Raw genomic sequence first — 24,026 nt, 5'->3', positions numbered from 1 at the left:
TATGCCAAACAATCGCACAAACCCATCACAAGAAAACACAAATGCTAAAGATTGTGAATCACAACCTCGCCTTGCTAAGGTCGTAGAAGGGGCGTATGATTTAAGTCTTGGGATTTCTATGGTGGTAGCCGTGTTGCTTGGGTTCGGGCTTGGGTGGTTGTTAAAAAAACTCACCGATATTGGTTGGTTGCTATGGCTTGGGATTTTTTGGGGCATAGCAGCAGCGATTTTAAATGTATATAAGGCATATAAACGACATAAAAGAGAGCTCGATAGTCTAGCAGATAATCCGCGCTACGCATACAATGCACATAACAAACACATTGATGATGAAGATGATGAGGGTCCTTATGACAAATAAACGCAATGTATGTATCGCAATGTGGTTTGGCATTGGCATTTGTGGCACATTTGTTTGTGCGTTTTTTGGGAGAGATTCTCTTTGTAGTTTTGGGTTTGGTTTTGTTGCTTTTAGTGTGGTTTGTGGGAGTTCTTTTATCGGAATCTTGCGTCAAATCAAATCCCAACAGCTCCAAACGCAAAATATCGATACAAACACAACAAAAGATTGTGTCGATGAAGAATCTAATGATACGCAAGAAGAACAAAACAAGCAAAAGATTCCCTTCTCTTCGCGCTTTATTGTTGGCACGAGATTAAGCCTTTCATTTCTACGAATGCTTAGCTACATCGTGCTAATCATAGGAATCTTAGCACTTATTGAGGTGCATTTAATGCAACCTCAAGCACTGCTTTTTGGCATTGGAAGCGGACTTGTAGCGACATTGCTTGGCGCAGTGATAATGATAAAGGTCGCCTAAATGAAGCAGGCAAATGATTTCAAAGACTTTGGCAACACGCAAAAACTTATAGAATTTTTACGCGACCATAATGAACTAAAAATCATTGACAAACCACTTGATATATACCTTGAAATCCCACATCTTGCATACATTGAAGTAAAGAAAAAAGATTCTAAAGCACTGCTTTTCACTCACCCTATCGACACAAAAACCAACAAAAAATTTACAATCCCTGTGCTTATGAATATCTTTGGCTCACACAAAAGGCTAAACCTCCTTATCCAAAAACAACCAGACATCATTGCCAAACACATAGAATCTCTGCTTAACGCCAGCCCGCCAAAAACGCTTTTAGCCAAACTCCTAAAACTCAAAGAGCTCTATGCCTTGCGCCATATTTTTCCCAAAATTCACAAAGGCACTGCGCCTTGCCAAGAAGTAAGACAACAAGAAATAAACCTCTATGAACTCCCTATCTTAACCACTTGGGAAAATGACGGAGGGCCGTTTATCACGATGGGGCAAGTCTATACGCACTCTTTAGATGGAGAGAAAAAAAATCTAGGAATGTATCGCTTGCAAGTGTATGATAAATCTCATCTTGGCTTGCATTGGCAAATTCACAAAGATTCTAATCATTTTTTTAACGACTATAAAAAGGCAAATCAAAAAATGCCTGTAAGTATTGCGCTTGGTGGCGACCCACTGTATATCTGGTGCGGGCAAGCCCCGCTACCCATAGGAATCTATGAGTTATTGCTTTATGGTTTTATCCGTGAGAAAAATGCTCGCGTGGTTAAATGCCTTACTAACGATATTTGCGTGCCTTATGACACAGATATTGTCATTGAGGGCTGGGTAAATCCCAATAATATGCGCGAAGAGGGACCATTTGGCGACCATACAGGATTTTACACACCCATAGAACCATATCCTGTGCTTGAAGTAAGTGCTATCACAATGAAAAAAAATCCTATCTATCCTGCCACTGTGGTGGGGAAACCACCACTAGAAGACAAATATATGGGATATTTAACCGAGCGTGTCTTTCTGCCCCTACTTCAAAAAACCGCACACGGATTGCTTGATTACTCTATGCCAGAGTGTGGCGTGTTTCATAACCTTATCTTTGCGCGCATCGCCCCACAATACCCAGCACACGCTATGCAGCTTATGCACGCATTTTGGGGAGTTGGACAAATGAGCTTTGTCAAACACGCGATTTTTGTCGATGAAGACGCGCCTAATTTGCGAGATTATGAGGCTCTTGCTCGCTATGTGCTTAATAGATTTGGTTTGGATTCCTTGCTTATTAGCGAGGGAATCTGTGATGCACTCGACCATTCAAGCCCAAATTTTGCCTTTGGTGGCAAACTTGGCGTGCAGGCATTAGGTGAGGAAAAGGCACAAGATACGAATTTTATCCTGCGCTCTAATGATGATTTACTGCAATGTTTGCGCCAAAGATTCCCATTTGTCCATTCATTAGAGCAATATTTCACCGATACGCGCAATCCTATCTGCATACTAGGCGTGCAAAAAAAGGACAAAAGTCTCAAATCACTTTTCCAAAGCACTCCATTAGGCGAACTTGCAAAGAATCTAAAGATTGTTTTTGTGCTTGATTGGCACAAAAATGATTTAAGCAATCCATATATGCTAACTTGGCGTATTACAAATAACATTGATGCTAAACGCGATATTTGGGTGGAGAGTGGTGTGGTTTTTATCGATGCGAGCGATAAAAGCAAGGCTGATGGCTATGAGCGAGAGTGGCCCAAAGAAACGGACTGCACGCAATCTATCATCGATGGTCTAAGGCAAAAAGGATTATTGCAAGATGGAGATGATGACTTTTTGCGCTATTATCAAATCACGGGATTTAAACACCATTAACAAAGTAAAACGCCAAAATATTGTAAAAATACTATAATTTTTTATATATTAAGTAAAATTTTATAGAGAAAATGCTACCATTCACCAATGATAGAGAGAATCTATCAGCTTAAAAGGAGTAGATATGAATGCTAAATGGCTCTATGGCGCACTTTTTAGTATGCTTTTGGTTGTGGGCTTTAGTGCGTGTGGGGATAAAGATGAGCAAACGCCACAAGAAACGCAACAAAGCGAGCAATCTAGCGAACAAGAAAAAACACTTAAAATCTTTGGGGTTGCACCACCCATTACCGTAATGCTTGAGTTGCTTTATCCACAAGGACTTATTGGACTAAATTATGAGCCCTACCCTGAAGACATTACGCTTATGCCTAAAGGCGTGGCACAACTACCCATATTAGGAATGCACGCTGGTGGCAAGGGGACAAGCTATGAAAAAATACTCGCCCTGCAACCCGATATTGTGTTTTTCTTAGAATCTACACAAGATGAAGTTATACAAGCCTATGAAAGCGCGGGGATAAAAACTATTAAAATCCCCGCATTTGATAGCACCAAATATCCCCAAAGCATACGAGCCATAGGAGAAGCGTTAAATATTAAAGAGAAAGCAGACGCGCTTATAGCGTTTATAGAATCGAGTGAAAAAACCCTCAATGCCTTGCGCGCTAAAATCACTCATCGTCCTAAAGTCTATCTCGCACAAGGAGTTGATGGCTTACAAAGCCAATGTGGCAAAAATGAACCAAGTGATTTAGTCTCTCAAATAGGCGGGGTTAATGTCCTCTCTTGCGAAGAGTTAGGCAAAATGGAGCATATCTCAAGCATAAACTTTGAGTTTTTACTCAAAAAAGACCCAGACATTATCTTTGTGCGCGAAATTGGACTTTACCAAGATATATTACAAAATCCAACACAAGATTGGCAGAACTTACGCGCTGTGCGAGAAAAAAAGGTCTATTACGCCCCCTCAACGCCAAGTAATTGGCTAATGAAGCCACCTAGCATAATGCAGATTCTTGGTGTGCCTTGGGCGTTTTCTCGCGTGCATCCTGAATTATTAAGCCAAAAGGAAATAGATTCTCTTATTTTTGACTTTTTTGAGCAATTTTTGCAACCCCTTGATAGCGCAAACTATGAGAGAATCTTCGGGCACGGCGAACGATACAAAGCAAGAGGACAATAGGAGGAAAAATGCAAAACAAACATATAGCCGATGTGTGGAATATGAAAGCACGAAATTATCCGCGCTTCAAAACTCCAGCCAAAGATACACTTGAGATTTTAGATTTTTTTCGAGCAAATGGCGCGGATTTCACAAATAAGCATATCATTGACATTGGTTGCGGGAATGGGCGATTTAGCCTTGCACTCTATACTGAAGCAAAAGAAATCACGGGTGTAGATTGCGCGGAGGAAATGCTAAAATTTTTACAAGAAGATGCAAGTGAGCTTGGTGGTGATAACATTCATACCATTTGCGCGAAATGGGAGGATTTCACACCCACAAAAAGTTTTGACATTGCCTTTGCTTCGATGACTCCAGCGATGAATAACAAACAAGGGTTCAAAAAAGCCTTAGAAATGTGTAAAGAGTGTTTTTGCTATGTGGGTTGGGGACGATATAGGGAATCTCCATTTGCGAGTGCAATTTTACAAAAGCATAATTTAGAGCTTGAGCTTCCCACAGGATTGCCAGAAGTGTTGCAATGGCTTGATGAGCTTGGCTACAAGATTCCACCGCATAAATTTATGGAATCGAGCTTCCTACATACAAGTAGCGTTGAAAAAGCCATTGAGGATATGATATTTAATGTGCGCGTGCATAATGGCGTGCCAAACGAAAAACTCATCGCAGAATATGTGCGCTCTCACGCACAAAATGGCGAAGTATCCTATACGCATAAACGCGAAATTGGCATCGCATATATCGCTAAAGATTCTCACATCTAAGGCACGCGATGCCAAAGATATGGAATCCTAAAAATACACAGACGCAAAAAGACACAGGCATTCGCATAAAAATTTTCTCCATTATTGTTGTATGCGTGCTTTTGTGTGCTCTAAGCATATACGCGCTTACTTTAGGAAATTATGAGATTGCAAATGAGCGTGTGTTTGAGCTATTATTTAGCATAGATTCTCCCCAAGACACTACAAAAGAAAGCTATGTGATACATTCTATTCGCCTGCCACGCATTCTTGGTGCTATCATTATTGGTGCAGCACTCGCGCTCTCTGGTGCGCTCTATCAAGGCGTGATTGGGAATCCTCTTGTCTCACCCGGAATCTTAGGCGTGCTTAATGGCGCGAGTTTTGGTGCGGCACTTGGAATGGTTTTAGGCTTTAGTATGGTGGGCATTGAGCTTTTATGTTTTGTTTTTGGATTCTTGGCAATGTGCGTGGCAATGCTCCTTTCTTTTGTCTTTGATGGATATAAAAGTGTGCTTATGCTTATTTTGGGTGGTGTGATTAGCTCGGCATTTTTTGGCGCAGGAGTGAGTGTGTTAAAGCTTCTTGCCGACCCATACAATACCTTGCCAGATATTGTGTATTGGCTTATGGGTTCTTTAGCGCACATACACATTAAGCAAACTGCCTTAATCATTCTTAGCGTTGTATTTGTGCTAAGTTTTATTTGTGCGTTGGTTTTTTCGCGTCATATTGATATTATCAATCTTGATGATGAAAGTGCCTCTGCGCTAGGCGTGAATGTGCGCAGAGTGCGATTGCTCTTTATTGTGATAGCCACACTTTTAGCGAGTTGTAGTGTCGCGCTTGGCGGGCTTATTGGCTGGATAGGGCTTGTTGTGCCACATATTGCGAGATTTTTAATCGGCGCATCACACCGATTTATGCTTATTTTTTGCGCACTTTTTGGGGGGCTTTTTTTGCTTTTTTGTGATACTTTGGCGCGCAGTGTAAGCAGCACAGAAATCCCCATTGGCATTTTATCAGCACTCTTTGGGATTCCCATTTTTGCATTGGTGCTTTTTATCACTAAAAAGCGTTTAGTCTAAAAGGGATACAATGCGAGAATCTAGCATTATAAACATTGATAATCTTAGTGTAAGTTTGCAAAAAAAACCCATTTTGCATACCATAAACTTTAGCGTGCAAAAAGGTGAGATTGTGTGTATTTTGGGTGCGAATGGCTCGGGCAAAAGCACTTTGCTTAAAGCAATTTTAGGCATAGTTGATTATAGTGGGCATATTTTGCTTAATGGCTTAGAATCTGCGCGCCTCTCAAATCTCGCTCGCTCAAAGCTCCTCTCCTATGTGCCCCAGATTCACTACACAAGTCTGCCATTTAGTTTGCTTGAAGTAGTGATAATGGGGCGATTTGCTCGCGCTCCGCTCTTTTCTTACTCCAAGCAAGATAAGCAAAAAGCCATAGAAGTTTTAGAGCGATTTGGCATAGCACATTTAGCCTATAATAATTTCACAACCCTAAGTGGCGGGCAAAGGCAACTTGGGCTCATCGCACGCGCGCTTGTCCAAGAGAGCGAGATTGTTATCCTTGATGAACCCGTGAGTGCGCTTGATATATCCTATTCCTTTAAGTTGCTTGAGATTATTAAATCCTTGCAAAAAACTATCTTGCTCACCTCTCATCACCCCGAGCAATGCTTCATCGCACATAAGGTGTTAATGATAAAACAAGGTCGCACTTTGGTGTATGATAATGCGGATAATGCACTAAGAGAATCTCACATTAACGCGCTCTATGACATACACTCTACGCGCATAGATTTGCCAAATAATGGGCGATACTTTTGCCAAATATTCAATCACAAAGAATCTCACAATGACTAAAAACAACGACAATCTCCTTGCATTTTGCATTGCACTTGTCCTTTATGTGGGAGCGTTTTGTTATTTTTTGCTAGGCAATCACTCCATTATCACCCCAAATACTCCAAGCGAACATACCATTAGCATTGCTTTATCACAGATTCAAAGTGCATCTAAGCCCTCCACGCACAAGAACTACAAACAATTAGAGCTCAACAAACCAATCCAAAAACCAAAGCAAGAAACAACAAAAGAGCGAGATTCTCTTACTCATTCTACACAAAACCCACAACAACAAACCACACAAAGCCCAGAGCAAATAGCAAACTCTCATTCCCAAGATGATGAATACGCGCTAAAAATTAAAAACATCATTCTAAAAGAGCATAAATATCCACCAAATTTCTCAGCAATGGGGCTTAAGGGTATGGTAGCAGTGGAATTTTCTATCACAACAAGTGGAAATATAATAAATGAGCATATAACGCAAAGCAGTGGGCTTGATACACTTGATAAGCACGCGCTAAAGACGCTAAAAAAAGCCTCTAGAAATTTTCCCAAACCACAAAATGAACGCATAATACGCACAAGTCTAAATTATAATATAAAACGCTAAGTGTTAGAATCACAAATGTTAATGCAAGTTTGTAAAAAGCATTACGCATTTTTGCTACAATCTTTGGCATAAATATTTTAAAAGGGCACGACAATGAATCGCTTTTGGCATTCGATATTTTTTAAAATCACTTTTTTATTTATCGCTGCCTTGCTTGCTTTTTTTGCATTTTCTTACTTTTTTATCAAAGATAAAATTGAAGATGAGCAAGAACTCCGCGACATAAAATACAACCAAATCATTACAACCATTAACCAAATTGGAGCATTTGGCGGTGGTGCGGATATTGTCAAGCGATACTTGCGTGAGCTTGGATTTGTAGAAACGCAGGACATACTCAAAGAGCGACTGCAAGAAGAAGATAAACTCCCGCCCGGATTCTTTGGCACGGTGGCAAAAATGCGTAAGACAACCAATGGAATCTACATTTTATTAGAAAACCACGAAGAGGCGATTTTATACAAAGACACCATTACGCATTCTTACGAAAGTTTGTATTTTATCACGCTTGCAGGGATTATTATTTTGACCTTTGTCTTTATTTTACTACTCCGCGCCTTAATCCCGCTTAACACACTGCGTGCGCAAATAGCCACACTCTCATCACATCAAAGCGACTATATCCCCATTAAAAAAAATCCAAAAGATGAAATTGACTTGCTCGCCAATGAATTTTACAAATTTTCCAATAAAATTAAAGCCCTTAATGAGGCGCGATTTTTATTTTTGCGCTCTATAATGCACGAACTTAAAACGCCAATTACAAGAGGAAGAATCGCTGCTGAAATGCTTGAGAGCGAAGCGCAAAAAGAGCGATTATGCTCGGTATTTAGTCGGCTAAATGAGCTTATTAACGAATTTGCCAAACTCGAACAACTTACTTCCAAAGCACACACAATCAAAAAAAGCGAATTTTTACTCCAACATTTAATCGAGCATAACGAACAAATGCTCCTCATTGACACAAACACACAAAGCCCAATCACTCTACAATCTCCCTACGCGCTCATTAAGGCGGACTTTGAGCTTTTTAGCCTTGCGACAAAAAATATGCTTGATAATGCGATAAAATACTCCACCGATGGCAAGGTGTGTGTTTATACCAAAGATGATTGCCTTTATATTGAGAATCTAGGTGCACCACTCAAACACAAAATCACTGAATATTTCAAACCCTACTTTAAAGATTCTAAAAAGAGTCATCAAGGCGGTTTTGGATTAGGAATGTATATCATTAAAAACACACTTGATAACCAAAATTTTGCGCTAAAATATTTCCACGAAGATGGGAAAAATATTTTTATGATTAAAGGTTGCGTGGTGGATAATTTCTGCAACCTTAAAAACCACCCACAAAAACCATTTGCTGATAAACACATACTCTAAGGGGGAGACAATGTTTGCACGACTTCGCAGATTACGACTAAATGAGCACTCACGCAATCTCGTGCGAGAGACACATTTGCGCTTAGAGGACTTTATTTATCCGCTTTTTGTCATAGAGGGCAAAGGCATTAGGAATGAGATTCCATCAATGCCGGGCGTGTTTCAACTTAGTGTCGATGAATTACTTAAAGAAGTAGAGAATCTCTGCAAACTTAAAATTTTTCATATCATTTTATTTGGCATTCCCTCGCATAAAGATTCTATTGGCTCAAGTGCGTTAAGTGAAAATAGCATTGTCGCGGTGGCATTGCGAGAAATCAAGCGAACATTCCCACAAATGTTTGTAACTGTGGATTTGTGCTTTTGTGAATACACCAGCCACGGACATTGTGGAATCATCGATAAAAAAACTCAAAGTGTGGATAATGACGCCACGCTAGAAATCTTAGTCAAGCAAGCTCAAATACTCGCCCAAAGTGGCGCAGATATGATAGCCCCAAGCGGAATGATGGATGGGTGCATAGGCGCATTGCGCTATGGACTTGATAAGGCGGGCTTTGTCAATCTCCCAATAATGGCGTATTCTACCAAGTTTGCCAGCGCGTATTATGGTCCATTTCGCGATGTGGCAGATTCAACGCCGAGCTTTGGCGATAGGAAGACTTATCAACAAGACCCAGCAAACCGCAGAGAAGCCATACTAGAGAGCTTAAATGATGAAAAAGAGGGGGCGGATATTTTAATGGTGAAGCCTGCTTTGGCATTTTTAGACATTGTGCGTGATATTAGAGAGCGCACACTTTTGCCCCTCGCGGTGTATAATGTCAGTGGCGAATACGCTATGCTAAAAGCCGCTTCAAAAGCGGGTGTGATTGATTATCAAAAGGTTATGCTTGAGACTTTGCTTGGCTTTAAGCGCGCGGGGGCGGATATAATTATCTCTTATCACACCAAAGAGCTCGCTGAGATTCTCTAAACTGCTACATTTACAATTCCGCTCCTCTAGCTTTACGCAAAAATTCCCTTGAATTTTAAGGGGGGTTTGCTATTTTTTGTATTTTTGTAAAAAGAAGCATTTTTTTGCAAAATTCCTCTATTTTTTAAGCTGTATTTAAGGGGGGGGGTAGATAGAATTCCTCCCAATGTTTTGTTTGATTGAGAATCTTTAAACATTAAACTTGCGCTCCAAGCGTGAAATTTAATTGTTAAAGTTTGTAAAAAAAAAAACAGGCAGAAATTCAATCCATAAGGAGAGCAGATGAAAAAAGGAATTATGAGCCTTGCTTTGGCTAGTGCTTTAGCAAGTGGAGTAATGGCAGAAGAGAGTGGCGTGTTTGTCGGAGCAGAAGTTGGCTATGGCGACATTGGAATCACAGGACAGCTTGCAGGAGCATTAGCAACCCAAACAGAAGATGCAATGAGATATGGTTTGGTTGCTGGATATAAGCAATTTTTTAACCCCCACATTGGACTAAGATATTATGCCAATATATCATTCCAACAAAGTTTAGGTGTAAGTGGTGGAACGGGTGGCGAAGAGCTCACTAGCTTCCTTAACTATGGTGCTAATGTTGATTTGTTGGGTAACTTTATAGCAACAGAACATTTTGATTTTGGTGCTTTTGTTGGTATTGGACTTGGTGCAAACACTTGGTTTAATCAGATTCTCACCGATGCCAAAGATTTGGGACTAAAAGTGAGCACCACAGGGTTTGACTTCGCACTTAATGTAGGTTTGCGCACAAATCTTTTTTCCCATCACGGCATTGAAATAGCCGCGCGAGTGCCATTTTTAGCAAATACCGTTTTTGATGCAGCACTCGACTCAAAAGTTGATTTTTCGAGCAGTTACAGCGTAACTGCGCGATATATTTTTAGCTTTTAGGGATAGTGTATTTTTTAAGTGTTAAATTTTAGAAGTTGCTTTAAAAGCAATCAAGAATCTAGATACCCTAAAATTCATAGTAAAAAGAGTATCTAGATTCTCCAATCTATCGCACATTCTTGCTTTGAACTTTTTTGCATTCACAACTATCATTTTGTCTTGATTTGATTTTACAAAAAGTAATTTTGCACAAATTTATCCTCATTTTTAAGTTATTTTTGGGGGGTGCGGGTAGGTATAAATGTGTGGCAGTGCTTATAATTTAAGCAAAAATTAACATTCAAAGGAAATTAAAAATGAATAAAGTAATGATAAACCTTGCTCTAAACAAACATAGCAATAGCAGAGAAAGTGGCGTGTTTGTAGGAGTAGAAGCGAGTCGGGGTGATTTTAAAGCACAGAGAACTATCGCTCAACAGGGTATAGTTACTGAAATAGCCTCAGGGGAACGATACGGTCTGCTTGCTGGATATAAGCAATTTTTTAACTTCCACATTGGACGAAGATATTATGCCAATGTTTCTTTTAATGATTTTAGTAAGCAAGGAATACAATCTGTTTAACTAACTATGGCGTAAAATGGAGATTTATTAGGTAATTTTTAGCACCGAAATGTCAGCTTTGGTGGATTTATCGGGCTTGGTGGCAACGCGTGGCACAATAAGGCATTCCTTGCAATGAAAGCTCTCGCTACGACATTTAAAAAAAATAGCTTTGATTTCGCACTTAATGTGAGATTACGCACAAACATTGCCTCTCATCACGGCATTGAAATAGCATTGCGTATGCCACTCTTTGCAAATAATATAGTCGATGGCGATATAACGGGGAGATTGGATTACGAAAATACTTACAATGCGGTGGCGCGATATGTCTTTAGTTTTTAAACAAATGTAAAGAGATTGATTGATAAAGGATTGCCTAAAGAGAGATTCTCTCTTTAGGACTTAAAAGTTAGAGAATCTAGGAGTTGTGGGCGGACTACATCATTCCGCCCATTCCTCCCATACCACCCATATCAGGCATTGCTGGGGCTGGTTTGTCTTCTTTTATCTCATTGATTGTCGCCTCTGTGGTGAGAAGCAGGCTTGAGACAGAGACTGCATTTTGCAATGCGATTCTAGAGACTTTAAGCGGGTCGATAATCCCAGCTTTAAACATATCTACATACTCGCCCTTAGCCGCATTAAAGCCGATAGTGTCTTTTGCATTTTGCACTTCATTGACCACCACGCCACTATCAAATCCCGCATTTCGTGCGATTTGAGCAAGCGGAGCTTTAATCGCGCGTTTAATGATTTCATAGCCGATAAGCTCATCGCCCTCTAATTTTAGATTCACCTTTTTAGTCGCGTGGATAAGAGCCGCGCCACCACCGATGACAATGCCCTCATCAACCGCTGCTTTTGTCGCACTAAGTGCGTCATCTACTCTATCTTTTTTCTCTTTCATCTCCACTTCGCTTGGCGCACCGACTTTGATGACTGCCACACCACCGCTAAGTTTAGCAAGTCGCTCTTGGAGCTTTTCTTTATCATAATCGCTTGTGGTGTTAGCAATCTCGGTTTTAATTTGCGCGATTCTGTCTTTGACTGCTTTTGCACTACCCTTGCCATCGACTATGGTTGTGTTGTCTTTATCGATGACAACGCGCGCTGCTTGTCCTAAATCTTGCAAACTCGCGGTCTCTAAACTTTTGCCAAGTTCTTCGCTTATGACCTCACCACCTGTGAGAATCGCAATGTCTTGGAGCATTGCCTTTCTCCTATCGCCAAAGCCGGGTGCTTTAACCGCAGAGACATTAAGCACACCGCGAAGTTTATTTACTACTAAAGTAGTCAAAGCCTCGCCCTCAATGTCCTCAGCGATAATCAAAAGTGGCTTGCCACTTTGCATTGTCGCCTCTAAGATTGGTAGAATCTCTTTCATATTAGAGATTTTTTTGTCTGTTAAAAGCACATAGGCATTTTCAAGCTGAGCAATCATTTTATCAGCATTAGTTACAAAATACGCAGAGAGGTAACCTCTATCAAACTGCATTCCCTCAACTACGGTTAGTTCATCGTTGATTCCCTTTGCTTCCTCAACGGTGATTACGCCGTCTTTGCCGACTTTATCCATTGCTTCAGCGATTAAATTACCAACCTTTTCATCAGAGTTTGCAGAAATGGTAGCAACTTGAGCGATTTCATCTTTACCACCGACTTTTTTGCTACTCTTTTTAAGCTCATCGATGATAGCTTGTGCTGCCTTATCCATACCACGCTTGACTTCGATTGGATTTGCACCAGCGGTGATATTGCGTAAGCCCTCTTTAAAGATTCCGTGAGCGAGCACGGTCGCCGTAGTCGTGCCATCACCAGCTGCATCAGCAGTCTTGCTAGCGACTTCTTTTACGAGCTGTGCACCCATATTCATAATAGGGTCAGCAAGCTCGACTTCCTTTGCCACGCTCACACCATCTTTAGTGATATTTGGCGCACCATAAGACTTTTGGATAAGCACATTGCGCCCGCGTGGTCCCATTGTTACCTTCACAGCATCATTTAATTGTTTAATGCCCTCATAAAGTTTGTTTCTCGCAGAATCTGAGAAATGAATTTCTTTGTTTGCCATAGTTTTCTCCTTTGTTGTGATTTATTCGATAATACCTAAAATATCATTAGATTCTAAGACGATGAACTCAACGCCATCGAGCTTAATCTCACTGCCCTTATACTTTTCAAAAACAACCGTTTGGTCATTTTTTAGCGCGGGGTATTCCTTAGCTGCCTTATCACCAATGGCTTTGATTTTGCCCATTAGTGGCTTTTCTTTTGCATTATCAGGGATAATGATACCTGAACTTGTCTTGGTATCTTCTTCTTGTCTTTGGATAAGAACTCTCTCTCCAAGTGGTTTGAATTTCATATTTGCTCCTTTTTTAGTAAAATTTAGCACTTAAAAATCTTAAGTGCGTAAATTGTATAATATTTTGTTAAACAAGTCAATATCTTATAGTAAATGAATAAATAATATTTAGTGTAATAGACTAAATATTATTTACAATAAAAATGTAAGTAATGGAATAAAACCCATATTTTCTCGCTTGCAAGCTCGATGCAACGACAAAACTCTAAACAAAATGTTATGCCTTAAACTGCCACGACATCAAGCTGTGCCAGCAAACACAAATTAACGCGGTGTTTTGTGATATTGTGAAAATCAATAGTATTTGGAGCAAGGAGATTCTTTAATTGCGGGGGTTGCCTGTGCGAAATAGGGAGAATATAATCTAGATTCACAGAATGCAAATGCCACATTCAATAATTACATCGCTACAATTCTTGCCAAATCCCTATCACTGCCACTACAAAGATTTGGCTAATGTTTGCAAATGTGGCAATGTTAAATAGTGTTGTGCTATTTTGTAAAAAACTCCACTACTTCATCTTTGCTTTGTCGCTTTTTGCTGTGTTTTGGTGGATTTGCGCCATAGCCAAGTGAGAGGATTACCGCCACGCCAAAGGGCTTTTTCACGCCCAAAAACGCCTCCACTTTATCACGCTCAAACCCGCCAATCGCGCACGAATCAATGCCCTTAAATATCGCGGCATTCATCATTTGCATTAGCGGGAGGTGGCATTGGGTTTGACTAAAGTGAAAGATTTGCTCATCGCTCAACGCATCTGCCCAGCCTGTGTAGATTCCCAAAATCTGCTCAAAATGCGCTTCATCTGTGGCAAATCGCCGAACTTGCTTACGCGCAAACTCATCTTTGCTACGCAAATCCATTCGCCCTAAAATCACAATATTATGGCTTGCAGTGGCGACATTTTCTTGGGAGTAGCAGGCTTTTGCTAGCTCTGCGCTATACTCTTTGCCCACCACGACAAACTTCCACGGCTCAAAGCCATAGCCACTGGGTGCTAATCGCCCAGCCTCTAAAATCGCCTCTAAATCTTTACTTGGGATTTCCTTATCGCTAAATTTTTTGCACGCGTGTCGCGCTTGCAAGGATTCTTCAAAAGTCATTTTTGCTCCTTAAAATCAAAATTTTTAAAGAAGCAATGCTAACAAAACTTCGTAAATTTTTAAGATGGGCTTTCTAGTTTGTGGTATTTTTTGCCCAAAAACACTCCCAAAGTCCCCCACACAAAGCTAATCACCGCGCCTACAAGGAGCACCACCATTATGCCAAAACTTGCAAAAATCCCCTCCACTTGCGCAGAGAGCGCGTCTCCACCACGATAGACCACCGTATCTATGAAATTTTTGACTTTGTATTTCTCATCGCTGCTTAGCGGGACAAAGAGCATTTCCCTTGCGGGTTTGACTAGGGCGTATTCGCCCACTCTGCGCACACACATTACGATGATAAATGGCAAAAACGCAGGGTGAGTGAATGCAAGGACTACAAAGCCTAGCCCTACGATAAATCCAAGTGCGCCTAGCATTGTGGTAAGCCTAAAAAACTGCGCGATTTTGGCGGTTAAAAAGATTTGGATAAAGAGTGAGAGGCTCTGCACGATTAAATCGATATTTGCAAAGGCGGCGATTTGCGCCTCACGCGTGGGAAAAAGCCCACTTATGATTCGCCCTTGCTCCATATAAAGAAAGGTTGATACGCTTGTAAGTAGCAAGACAAAGGCACAAAGTGCCAGCAAATAGCGTGATTTGATGATAAGTGAGAATCCGACAAAGGGATTTTTCGCGCCGATTGTTTTGTCAAATCGCGCCAGAGATTCAGCACTCTCAAAGCGTTTGAGTTCGGCAATCATCGCATATTTTAGCATTAACGCAAATCCTAAAAGCAACATTGAGACAAAGATAAGGTTATTAACGCCAATGTAGTCGATTAAAAACTTCACACTTGCAGAGCCAGCGATACTGCCTAGACTCGCTCCAGCAGCGATTATGCCAAAGAGCCTTTGACTTGCTTCCTTGCTAAAAATATCACTTAGCAAGCTCCACGCGCTAGAAAACGCAAAGAGATTAAACACACTCACCCACACATAAAACACCCGACAAAGCCACACATATTCGCTTGATTTAGGGGCGATTCCCTTCATCGCACCATAAAAGATAAGCAAATTGAGCCCAAAAAATACCAACACAAAGTCGATATAAAATCGCCGTTTAACCCGCGTAGATAGCCACATAAGCGCGAGTGAAGCAACTATACACGCACCAAATGTCCCTAAAAAGAGCCATTTTAGATTCGACACACCACCTGTAAGCCCCAACGCATCGCGAATGGGGCGAAGCAACGAATAAGAGCTAAAAATCACAAAAATAAAAACAAATGATAGAGAGAGAATCTTAAATTCGCCTTGTTTTAGGCTAAAGAGTTTGTAGAGTATTTGTAGTTTTTTCATTGCAATCCTTTAAATTTTAATGCGATTGTATATTGTTTTTACCAATAGCAGCAACGGCAAAATTGCCAACTTGGTTTTACCAAAAATGCTATACTCTGCAAAATACAAAAAAAGACTTTCAAGGAGAATCACAATGAAACACGACTTTAATAACAAAATTCAAAAGGCTTTGATTCTAAATGGCGGTATGGAATATGGAGAATCTAAAGGCAAGTTAAATGAAGCGTTTTGTGCGATAATGCAAAGTGAGCTAAAAAATCTCGGCATAGAAGTGCAAATCACGCATATAGCGCAAGGCTATGAGCCAAAAAGTGAAGTGGCAAAATGGAAATGGGCGGATTGCGTGATTTTGCAATTCCCGGGCTGGTGGATGGGTGAGCCGTGGATTGTGAAAAAATATTTTGATGAAGCCATAGGACCTGAGGCTGCTGGGATTTTGTATAGCAGTGATGGGCGTAGCAAAAATGATAGAAACAAACGCTATGGCAGTGGTGGGCTGTGTGCTGGTAAGGCGATGATGTTAAGCACTTCTTGGAATGCCCCGCTGTATGCGTTTAACGAAGTGGGAGAGTTTTTTGATGGGCGCGGTGTAGATGAGCTATTTATGCACACTTATAAGATTTTTGAATTTTTGGGATTTAGTCGCTTTTTGCCGAGCTTTATGGCAAATGATGTGCATAAAAACCCAAATTTTGAGGAATGGGAACGCAAGCTAATAGCGCATATACGAGAGAATTTTAGGTAAGCAATATAAAATTTGTATCACAATAGTAACTCGTAAAAAATTATTCTTTTGTATTGTTTTTTGTAAAAAAAAAATACTACAATAAGACTTTTGTTTGAATATGGATTCAATCTCGTTGCAAGGAAGCCAATGCAAGTCAAAACAAAGGTTGCACTCATTGCTAGTGCTATCACCGTTTGCAGTATGTTTGCGGTGAGCATTATCACTTGGAAAATGAATAAAACCAATGCCCTGCAATCTGCTATACAAGCACAGGCGAATGAATTGCGTGTCGTGGATATGCTTATTGAGCAAATCAACAAAGATTCTAAAGCCTCCATACAATCGCTTGTAACTATCTTAGAGCAAATCCCCTCCTCCAAACTGCACTCCAAAAACGATGTGATTCACACCACAGGACCAATCTTTAAACTCCACCAAGAAGCCTCAAGGACATCGGCGAGCTATATTGGTTTGCCTAGTGGTGAAATCGTTACAAACACTATTTTTGAGAATCAACCATACAAAGACTTTGGTATTATCGGTGGGGAATGGAATGTAGATTTTAATGTAACCACACGCCCTTGGTATATTGGAGCGGTAGAGAAAAAGGGGTTGTTTCAAACAGATGTCTATATTGATGTGGGGTTAAATATCCCCGTAGTCTCTTATGTGTATCCAATATTCCAAGATAATGCGCTTGTTTTTGTCGCTGGGGTGGATATACCGCTCTCTTCGATGCAAGAGCACTTTGATGATTTTGCGGCCAAAAACAATGCTGATATTTTCATTATGGGTGAAAATAATATCCCATTTGCCGCAAGTAACCACGAGTTGATTTTTAAAGAAGACCCGTTTTTTCAACAAATTCGCAAAATTTCAGATTCTACTGCGGATTTTGAGGATTTTACTATCGAGCATAACGGAGTGGTGCAACTTGCACAATGCAAGACCTCCAAAGATACGCAATTTGCGCTCTACACACTTTGTAGTATGAATCCTCTCGCAAACACTCACGACCCCATTACACAATTAGGAATCTTGCAGTTTTTACTCGGACTTGGCTTTGCTGTTGTCGCTGGATTTATCCTTTATCTTGTTATCAATTATTTGCTCTCGCCCCTCAATCACATTTCAAATGCAATTTTGGCATTTTTTGCCTACCTCAACCACGAAAAAACACAAACCCAAATGCTTAATATTACCTCTAAAGATGAATTTGGCACGATTGCTATGGCTATCAATGATAATATCAAAAAGACAAAGCAATCTTTAGAGCAAGATAGCCTAGCGATTAGCCAAGCTGCACAAACTGCAAAAGAAGTAGAAAATGGGAATTTTACCGCACGCATTCAAGCCACCCCAGCACACCCAAAACTTGCAGAGCTCAAAGATGTGCTTAACACTATGCTAGAAATTTTGCAATCAAAAATTGGCAAAAACACCAACACCATTGAAAGTGTCTTTGACTCTTATACTAGCCTTGATTTTACAGCACAACTAGAGGATGCAAAAGGACGCGTAGAGAGTGTAACAAATACGCTAGGTGCTGAAATTAGAAAAATGCTTCAAGCCTCGCTAGATTCTGCAAATGCCTTAGAATCTAAGAGCAAAGAACTAAAAGATGCGATTAACAACCTCACAGAAGGCACAAACTCGCAATCAGCAAGTATTCAAAAATCTGCAAGTGCCATTGAGCAAATTACGGCTTCTATGCAAAATGTAACCGATAGAACAAATCAGGTTACAAGCCAAGCAGAGGACATTAAAAACATTATAGGAATGATTAGAGACATTGCCGACCAGACAAACTTGCTCGCACTTAATGCTGCGATTGAAGCTGCACGAGCGGGCGAGCACGGGCGAGGATTTGCCGTAGTGGCTGATGAAGTGCGAAAACTCGCAGAAAAAACCGCCAAATCATTGAGCGAAATCGAAGCAAATGTCAATTTGCTCGTGCAAAGTATCAATGATGTCTCTGAATCTATCAAGGAGGAGGCAGCAGGAATCACACAAATCAACGAATCTATCGGGCAATTAGAAGCAATTACGCTAAAAAATGTCCAAATTGCCAATAACTCACAAAATGTCAGCAACGCCATTGATGGAATTGCTGCAGAGATTTTGAGCGATGTGCGCAAAAAGAAATTCTAACCCAAAGATTATCATATAAATTTCACTTCTCCCCCTTGACTTAGAGTTGCTATCAGGTTTTATAATTGCATTTTTAGATTTTGTGTGTTGCAAATTTTGCGTTAAGCACCAAGACACAGCGTAAATCTATTTAAATTTTAAAACCAAGCAAGGAGAATCCACACAAATGTTTTCCAAATTTTTCATAAACCGCCCCGCGTTCTCTACCGTGGGGGCTATCATTATCATCATCGCAGGGTTGCTTTGTATGCGCTCACTCCCCATAGAGCAATACCCAAAAGTCGTCCCCACCCAAATCACTATCAATGCAAATTATCCCGGTGCAAGTGCCAAAACGCTCTCCACGAGCGTAGCGAGTATCATTGAGAGTAGCGTAAATGGCGTGGAAGATATGATTTATATGAGTTCTAGCTCTAGTTCGGCAGGACAGCTTAGCATAAGCGTGTATTTTAGCAATGACGCAAACCCAGACATAGCACTTGTCAATGTCAATAACCGCGTGCAAGCCGTTTTATCACAGCTCCCTAGCGAAGTGCAACGACTAGGCGTAACGGTGGAGAGACGCTCCACCGCGCCTATTGGAATGTATCATCTCTACTCTAACAATCCCGTGCACGACCAGCTTTTTATCGCAAACTATGCTTTGCTCAATGTCATCGATGAGCTCAAGCGCATACAAGGCGTGGGAGGCGTGGAGCTATGGAGTTTGCAAGATTATGCGATGAGGATATGGCTAGAGCCAGATAAACTCCAACAATACAACCTTTCACCCTTAGAAGTGCTAAGCAAAGTCCAAGAGCAAAACGCGCAATTTGCGCCCGGACATTTTGGCAAAGAGCCTGTGAAAAAAGCAGAATTTACTTATAGCATTATCACCAAAGGGCTTTTATCCACGCCAGAGGAGTTTGAGAGAATCATTATCCGTGCAAATTCTGATGGCTCGGCGTTGCGACTGCGCGATGTGGCGCGTGTGGAGCTAGGGGCGCGAGATTATCTCACGGATAATTATTATAACGACACACCTAGCGTGCCGATTCGTATCACGCTTCAGCCCGGGGCAAATATGCTAGAAGTCGCGGATAATGTCAATGCAACAATGGCACTCTTAAGCCAAAAATTCCCCGATGGTATGAGCTACTCAAACCCATATCGTCCCACAGAATTTATCACCGCAAGCATAAATGAAGTGATAAAGACTTTTATCGAAGCTATCGTGCTTGTCGTGCTTGTGATTTATGTGTTTTTGGGCAATATTAGGGCGACTATTATCCCTGTGATTGCTATCCCTGTGTCTATCATCGGCACTTTTGCGGGGCTGTATGCCTTTGGATTTAGCATAAATCTTTTAACGCTTTTTGGGCTTATTTTAGCCATCGGAATCGTAGTCGATGACGCGATTATCGTCATTGAAAATGTCGAACGCATAATGCACCAAAAGCACTTAGGCGCGAAAGAAGCCACCATAGAATCTATGCGCGAGATTACAGGACCCGTAGTTGCCATCGTGCTTGTGCTAAGCGCGGTGTTTTTACCTGTAACCTTTATGAGTGGCTTTAGCGGGGAGTTTTATCGCCAATTTGCCATTACCATTGTCGTTTCAGTGGTGATTTCAGGCTTTGTCGCACTCACACTCACGCCCGCACTTTGCGCGCTATTTCTTAAAGGCGGGCATACTAAGCCCATTAAGCCTATTAGAATCTTTAATCTCTTTTTTGAAAAACTTACCTTTAAATTCTCGATTTCGCTTGCTCGTGCGCTTAAAAGAGGCTTGCTAATGCTGTGTCTCTTTGGTGTGATTGTGCTAACGACATTTGGATTATTTAAAAACACGCCAACTTCGCTTGTGCCAAACGAAGATATGGGAATCATAACGGTGCATACGCTTTTGCCAGAGGGGAGCGCACTCTCTCGCACTATTGAAACGCAAAAACACCTCATACGCACAATGCAGCAAAATCCGCTAATCGCCGAGCAAACTACGATTTCAGGCTTTAGCTTTTTGGCAGGGAGCTTTAAAAACAACGGCGGAATCGCATTTGAGAGGCTTATTGATTGGAGTGAGCGCAAAGGAAAGGGACAAAGCGATAAAGCAATAATCCGCGATGTGCAAAAAGAGCTTGATGCCTACCCAAATGCGAGGTTTATCATCGGGCAAGCCCCCACGATTATCGGGCTTGATTCTAGCGGGGTAAATGCCTACATACAAAGCAGGGGCGGAGGCTCAGCACAAGAACTCAAGCGATATGTCGATGAAATCATCGCCAAAGCAAGTGCGAGGGCAGAATTTAGCAGGATTTTTACGAGCTTTGCGGTGGATACGCCTCAATACGAAGTAGAGCTCAATAGAGAAGCCACAAGTGCGCTCAATGTCAATATCAATGATGTGTTTTCCACAATGCAAATGACTTTTGGAAGCTATTATGTCAATAATTTTGAAGCCTTTGATAGGACTTTTCGCGTGATGATGCAAGCAGATTCTAGCTACCGCACTTCGCCAGAGGATTTAAGCAAAATCTATGTAAAATCGCGCGATAATAATTTAATCCCGCTTAGCTCGCTTATCTCTTTTAAGCGCATCGTGGGGGCTGAAATCATCAATCGCTTTAATCTTTTCCCCGCAGCGCAGATTCAGGGATTTTTAAATATGGGGTATTCTAGCGGGGAAGCGATGAAAGCCCTAGAAGAAGTTGCAAGCGAAGTTTTGCCACCTGAATATGACATAGCCTATGCGGGCTCAAGCTACCAAGAGATGGCGAGCTCTAGCAGTGGCAGTGTGGCGTTTATCTTTGGACTTATATTTGTGTTTTTGATTCTTGTCGCGCAGTATGAAAAATGGCTAATGCCCCTAGCGGTGCTAAGTGCCGTGCCTTTTGGTGTATTTGGCGCGATTTTGGCGACATTTTTGCGCGGGCTAGATAATGACATATATTTCCAAGTGGGCTTGCTTGTTTTGATTGCATTGAGTGCTAAAAATGCGATACTAATCGTGGAATTTGCCACGCATTTGCGCGAGAAAGAGGGATTAAGCATTATTGATTCTGCTATTAGCGCGACAAAATTGCGCTTTCGCCCCATTGTGATGACTTCGCTATGCTTTAGCTTAGGCGTGTTGCCTTTGGCACTCTCTAGTGGCGCGGGCGCACTATCACGGCATTCTATCGGCACGGGAGTAATCGGCGGAATGCTCGCAGCGACATTTGTCGCGGTGTTTTTCGTGCCATTATTTTATAGCTACTTAGCGCGTTTTGGGGAACTTTTGCACGCAAAAATCAAAGAAAAAATGAGATGAAATAAGGGAGGATTAGAGAATCTCTTGCATTAGATTCTCTAAATTGTATTAGATTTGTAGAGATTTAGGCGAATTGTCCTTTAATAGCATTCACCCAATTTTGTATGCGCTCATCAGTGAGGTCGCCTTGATTATCTTCATCAATCGCAAGCCCTACAAACTTGCCATCGACTACCGCTCGACTCTCATCAAAGTCATAACCATCTTTTGAAGTTTGCCCGATGATTTTGCCCTTTTTGCTTACTTTTTCATAAATGTGAAAAACGCCATCACAAAAAGTGTCGCTATAAGTATCTTGGTCGCCCAAGCCAACAAGCGCGATTGTTTTGCCCGCGAAATCATCATCGCCAAAAAGCCCTAAAAAGCCGTCCCAATCATCTTGCAAATCGCCAGCACCATAAGTTGGTGTCGCTAGGATAAGGTTGCTAAGTCCTAGCAAATCCTCTTTTTGCGCCTTTGCTACATCAAAGAGCTTCACATCGCCACCTAGTGCCTTTGCTACTTTGTCCGCTACACCTTGTGTATTTCCGCCATCGCTCCCATAAAAGATTCCAACTGAACTCATTGCTAACTCCTTTGAAGTGTAAAATTATGATTTTAAGATAGAAGTCATTTTAAGATAGAATCTTTAAACGCTCTACTTAATGTTTGGGATTGTATAAAAATTTTTTAACATTTGCAATAATCACACCAAAATTCACACAAAGATTATGCAATTTTTGTTACAATCCCAATTCTCCAACGCAATATAGAATTTTAATTAAAGGAAAACTATGCAAGATTTTAAAGTATTTGTAGATAAATTTCAAAAAGATTCTAGCTATCGTGCGCCACTTGGCTTTGGCATTGCACGGGTAGATATTGGCAAGATAGAAGCAGGCAAAGTGCTCAATGCCACTTATCCTGTACTCAATTGGCAAGGTGAGAATCTAGGGAGTTTTGCGGTGCTTTTAAGCGCGGCTAAGGTTGGGGATTGCCTCATTTCTCAAAATGAGAGTGAAGCGGTATATGGCGTGAATGAAGCCTTTATCAAAAAGGCATTAGAGCTCTATGTGCCATTTTTAAGCGAAGCTCTAAGCGATATAAGCACCCATAAAAATATCCAAGTGCTTTTGGAGCTCCAAAAGGCATTGGTTAAAAACAAACTCACCACCAAAAATGGCGAAGCGAAATACAGATTCTGTGTGCTGTATGCCGATGAAGAGTGTGCAAGTGTGGAGAGTGCGTATATGAAGCTCCTTGCCCTCTCACTTGGCAAAGCCCCTCTGCGCTCGCTTAATCTTAATGGAATCTTTGGGCTTCTTAGCAATGTCGCTTGGAGTGGCAATAAGCCCTATGAATTAGCGTATTTACGCCAAAATGAAATCACACTTAAAATGCGTGGTAAGTTCCCACATATCGATTTTGTGGATAAATTCCCGCGCTATCTTATGCAAGTAGTCCCACAATATGACAATATCCGCTTGCTAGATTCTGCTAAAACGCGCTTTGGTGCGTATCTAGGAAGCGGTGGATACACGCAAATGCCCGGAGCTAGCTATGTGAATTTTAACGCAGGTGCGCTTGGTGCGTGTATGAATGAGGGGAGAATCAGCTCTAGTGTCATCGTAGGCGAGGGAAGCGATGTAGGCGGTGGCGCGAGCATACTAGGCGTGCTTAGCGGGGGAAATAGTGCGCCCATTAGCATTGGCAAAAACTGCCTGCTAGGCGTAAATAGCTCCACAGGCATAAGTCTAGGCGATGGCTGCATAGTCGATGGCGGTATCGCCGTGCTTGCTGGCACGGTGTTTGAAATCGACAAAGCAGAGGCAGAGAAAATCGCACAAATAAATGAAGACTTTAGTATCAATCCAAATGGGCTCTACAAAGGGCGTGAGCTAAGTGGCAAAAACGGCTTACACTTCCGCCAAGATTCTAAAAGTGGGCGAATGATTGCATTTCGCTCAAATCGTCAAATTGAACTCAACAAAGACTTACATTAACAAATAGGCTACACAAAGCCTATTTGCCTAAATTGCACCTAAAATTTCCAATTTTTACCCCCCCCCCCCCCGTTTTTTAGCTACAATACCTAAATTTTATATTTAAAGAATTAAAACAATTTAGGATTTATTAAAGAAA

At 41.2% G+C, this 24,026-nt stretch carries 22 protein-coding genes and 2 pseudogenes; 18 read left to right on the top strand and 6 right to left on the bottom strand.

Features of this window, described 5'->3' with window-relative positions; translation table 11 throughout:
* The first annotated feature begins 1 nt into the window (after position 1).
* The 13 genes from ACWIUJ_RS07170 (at position 2) to ACWIUJ_RS07110 (ending at position 11,268) form a co-directional block, all read left to right on the top strand.
* Entirely contained in the window at positions 2-361 is a 360-nt protein-coding gene (locus ACWIUJ_RS07170) for an AtpZ/AtpI family protein (RefSeq protein ID WP_454150545.1), read from the top strand.
* Entirely contained in the window at positions 351-821 is a 471-nt protein-coding gene (locus ACWIUJ_RS07165; RefSeq protein WP_454150543.1) for a hypothetical protein, read from the top strand. The genes ACWIUJ_RS07170 and ACWIUJ_RS07165 overlap by 11 nt, the downstream gene beginning before the upstream one ends.
* A complete protein-coding gene (locus ACWIUJ_RS07160) occupies positions 822-2,699 on the top strand; it encodes a menaquinone biosynthesis decarboxylase (protein ID WP_454169944.1) in 1,878 nt (625 codons plus the stop codon). It abuts the gene before it with no gap.
* A gap of 124 nt (positions 2,700-2,823) precedes the next feature.
* Positions 2,824-3,885 (top strand): ABC transporter substrate-binding protein, encoded by a 1,062-nt coding sequence (locus ACWIUJ_RS07155; RefSeq protein WP_454169942.1) that lies wholly within the window; start codon positions 2,824-2,826, stop codon positions 3,883-3,885.
* Positions 3,886-3,893: 8 nt separating this feature from the next.
* Positions 3,894-4,652 (top strand): class I SAM-dependent methyltransferase, encoded by a 759-nt coding sequence (locus ACWIUJ_RS07150; RefSeq protein WP_454150537.1) that lies wholly within the window; start codon positions 3,894-3,896, stop codon positions 4,650-4,652.
* Positions 4,653-4,660: 8 nt separating this feature from the next.
* Entirely contained in the window at positions 4,661-5,719 is a 1,059-nt protein-coding gene (locus tag ACWIUJ_RS07145; protein ID WP_454169940.1) for a FecCD family ABC transporter permease, read from the top strand.
* A 10-nt stretch (positions 5,720-5,729) separates the two neighbouring features.
* On the top strand, positions 5,730-6,515 hold the full coding sequence (locus ACWIUJ_RS07140; RefSeq protein ID WP_454169938.1) for an ABC transporter ATP-binding protein: 786 nt from the start codon (positions 5,730-5,732) through the stop codon (positions 6,513-6,515).
* Positions 6,508-7,110 carry an energy transducer TonB gene (locus ACWIUJ_RS07135; protein ID WP_454169936.1) on the top strand — a complete coding sequence of 201 codons (603 nt, stop codon included), beginning with the start codon at positions 6,508-6,510 and terminating at the stop codon, positions 7,108-7,110. The genes ACWIUJ_RS07140 and ACWIUJ_RS07135 overlap by 8 nt, the downstream gene beginning before the upstream one ends.
* Positions 7,111-7,203: 93 nt before the next feature.
* The gene (locus ACWIUJ_RS07130; RefSeq protein WP_454150529.1) at positions 7,204-8,496 is read left to right on the top strand and encodes an ArsS family sensor histidine kinase; all 1,293 of its coding nucleotides are present in this window, start codon (positions 7,204-7,206) and stop codon (positions 8,494-8,496) included.
* Between the two features lie 10 nt (positions 8,497-8,506).
* Positions 8,507-9,472, top strand: coding sequence for a porphobilinogen synthase (hemB, locus tag ACWIUJ_RS07125; protein ID WP_454169934.1), 966 nt, complete (start codon positions 8,507-8,509; stop codon positions 9,470-9,472).
* Between the two features lie 282 nt (positions 9,473-9,754).
* A complete protein-coding gene (locus ACWIUJ_RS07120; RefSeq protein WP_454150525.1) occupies positions 9,755-10,381 on the top strand; it encodes an outer membrane protein in 627 nt (208 codons plus the stop codon).
* 296 nt (positions 10,382-10,677) lie between these two features.
* Positions 10,678-10,944, top strand: a complete 267-nt coding sequence (locus tag ACWIUJ_RS07115) for a hypothetical protein (protein WP_454169932.1) — start codon at positions 10,678-10,680, stop codon at positions 10,942-10,944.
* Between the two features lie 69 nt (positions 10,945-11,013).
* The gene (locus ACWIUJ_RS07110; protein ID WP_454170038.1) at positions 11,014-11,268 is read left to right on the top strand and encodes an outer membrane beta-barrel protein; all 255 of its coding nucleotides are present in this window, start codon (positions 11,014-11,016) and stop codon (positions 11,266-11,268) included.
* Positions 11,269-11,362: 94 nt separating this feature from the next.
* On the opposite strand, the gene groL is transcribed toward ACWIUJ_RS07110, so the two are convergent.
* The 5 genes and pseudogenes from groL to ACWIUJ_RS07085 all read right to left on the bottom strand — a co-directional run bounded on the left by groL (position 11,363) and on the right by ACWIUJ_RS07085 (position 15,738).
* The gene (gene groL / locus ACWIUJ_RS07105) at positions 11,363-12,997 is read right to left on the bottom strand and encodes a chaperonin GroEL (RefSeq protein WP_454150521.1); all 1,635 of its coding nucleotides are present in this window, start codon (positions 12,995-12,997) and stop codon (positions 11,363-11,365) included.
* A gap of 27 nt (positions 12,998-13,024) precedes the next feature.
* Positions 13,025-13,291, bottom strand: a pseudogene (groES, locus tag ACWIUJ_RS07100) (co-chaperone GroES); the annotation flags it as partial.
* Between the two features lie 224 nt (positions 13,292-13,515).
* Positions 13,516-13,683, bottom strand: a complete 168-nt coding sequence (locus ACWIUJ_RS07095; protein WP_454169930.1) for a hypothetical protein — start codon at positions 13,681-13,683, stop codon at positions 13,516-13,518.
* Between the two features lie 100 nt (positions 13,684-13,783).
* The gene (locus ACWIUJ_RS07090) at positions 13,784-14,395 is read right to left on the bottom strand and encodes a nitroreductase family protein (RefSeq protein ID WP_454169928.1); all 612 of its coding nucleotides are present in this window, start codon (positions 14,393-14,395) and stop codon (positions 13,784-13,786) included.
* 59 nt (positions 14,396-14,454) lie between these two features.
* Positions 14,455-15,738, bottom strand: a complete 1,284-nt coding sequence (locus tag ACWIUJ_RS07085) for an NTP/NDP exchange transporter (protein ID WP_454169926.1) — start codon at positions 15,736-15,738, stop codon at positions 14,455-14,457.
* Between the two features lie 157 nt (positions 15,739-15,895).
* Here ACWIUJ_RS07085 and ACWIUJ_RS07080 point away from each other — a divergent pair, with 157 nt between their 5' ends.
* The 4 genes and pseudogenes from ACWIUJ_RS07080 to ACWIUJ_RS07065 all read left to right on the top strand — a co-directional run bounded on the left by ACWIUJ_RS07080 (position 15,896) and on the right by ACWIUJ_RS07065 (position 21,905).
* Positions 15,896-16,483, top strand: coding sequence for an NAD(P)H-dependent oxidoreductase (locus ACWIUJ_RS07080; RefSeq protein ID WP_454152010.1), 588 nt, complete (start codon positions 15,896-15,898; stop codon positions 16,481-16,483).
* 129 nt (positions 16,484-16,612) lie between these two features.
* Positions 16,613-17,197: pseudogene (locus tag ACWIUJ_RS07075) on the top strand (PDC sensor domain-containing protein); the annotation flags it as partial.
* Positions 17,198-17,200: 3 nt separating this feature from the next.
* Complete coding sequence (locus ACWIUJ_RS07070; protein WP_454170036.1) at positions 17,201-18,616, top strand: methyl-accepting chemotaxis protein; 1,416 nt, start codon at positions 17,201-17,203, stop codon at positions 18,614-18,616.
* A 166-nt stretch (positions 18,617-18,782) separates the two neighbouring features.
* On the top strand, positions 18,783-21,905 hold the full coding sequence (locus tag ACWIUJ_RS07065) for an efflux RND transporter permease subunit (protein WP_454169924.1): 3,123 nt from the start codon (positions 18,783-18,785) through the stop codon (positions 21,903-21,905).
* Positions 21,906-21,969: 64 nt separating this feature from the next.
* On the opposite strand, the gene ACWIUJ_RS07060 is transcribed toward ACWIUJ_RS07065, so the two are convergent.
* On the bottom strand, positions 21,970-22,470 hold the full coding sequence (locus ACWIUJ_RS07060) for a flavodoxin (RefSeq protein ID WP_454150513.1): 501 nt from the start codon (positions 22,468-22,470) through the stop codon (positions 21,970-21,972).
* A 208-nt stretch (positions 22,471-22,678) separates the two neighbouring features.
* On the opposite strand from ACWIUJ_RS07060, the gene ACWIUJ_RS07055 reads away from it, so the two are divergent.
* The gene (locus ACWIUJ_RS07055) at positions 22,679-23,887 is read left to right on the top strand and encodes a tetrahydrodipicolinate N-succinyltransferase N-terminal domain-containing protein (RefSeq protein WP_454150512.1); all 1,209 of its coding nucleotides are present in this window, start codon (positions 22,679-22,681) and stop codon (positions 23,885-23,887) included.
* The last annotated feature ends 139 nt before the right edge of the window (positions 23,888-24,026 follow it).

Source organism: Helicobacter sp. 23-1046 (assembly GCF_053654635.1).
This window is presented reverse-complemented; position numbering and strand designations above follow the sequence as displayed.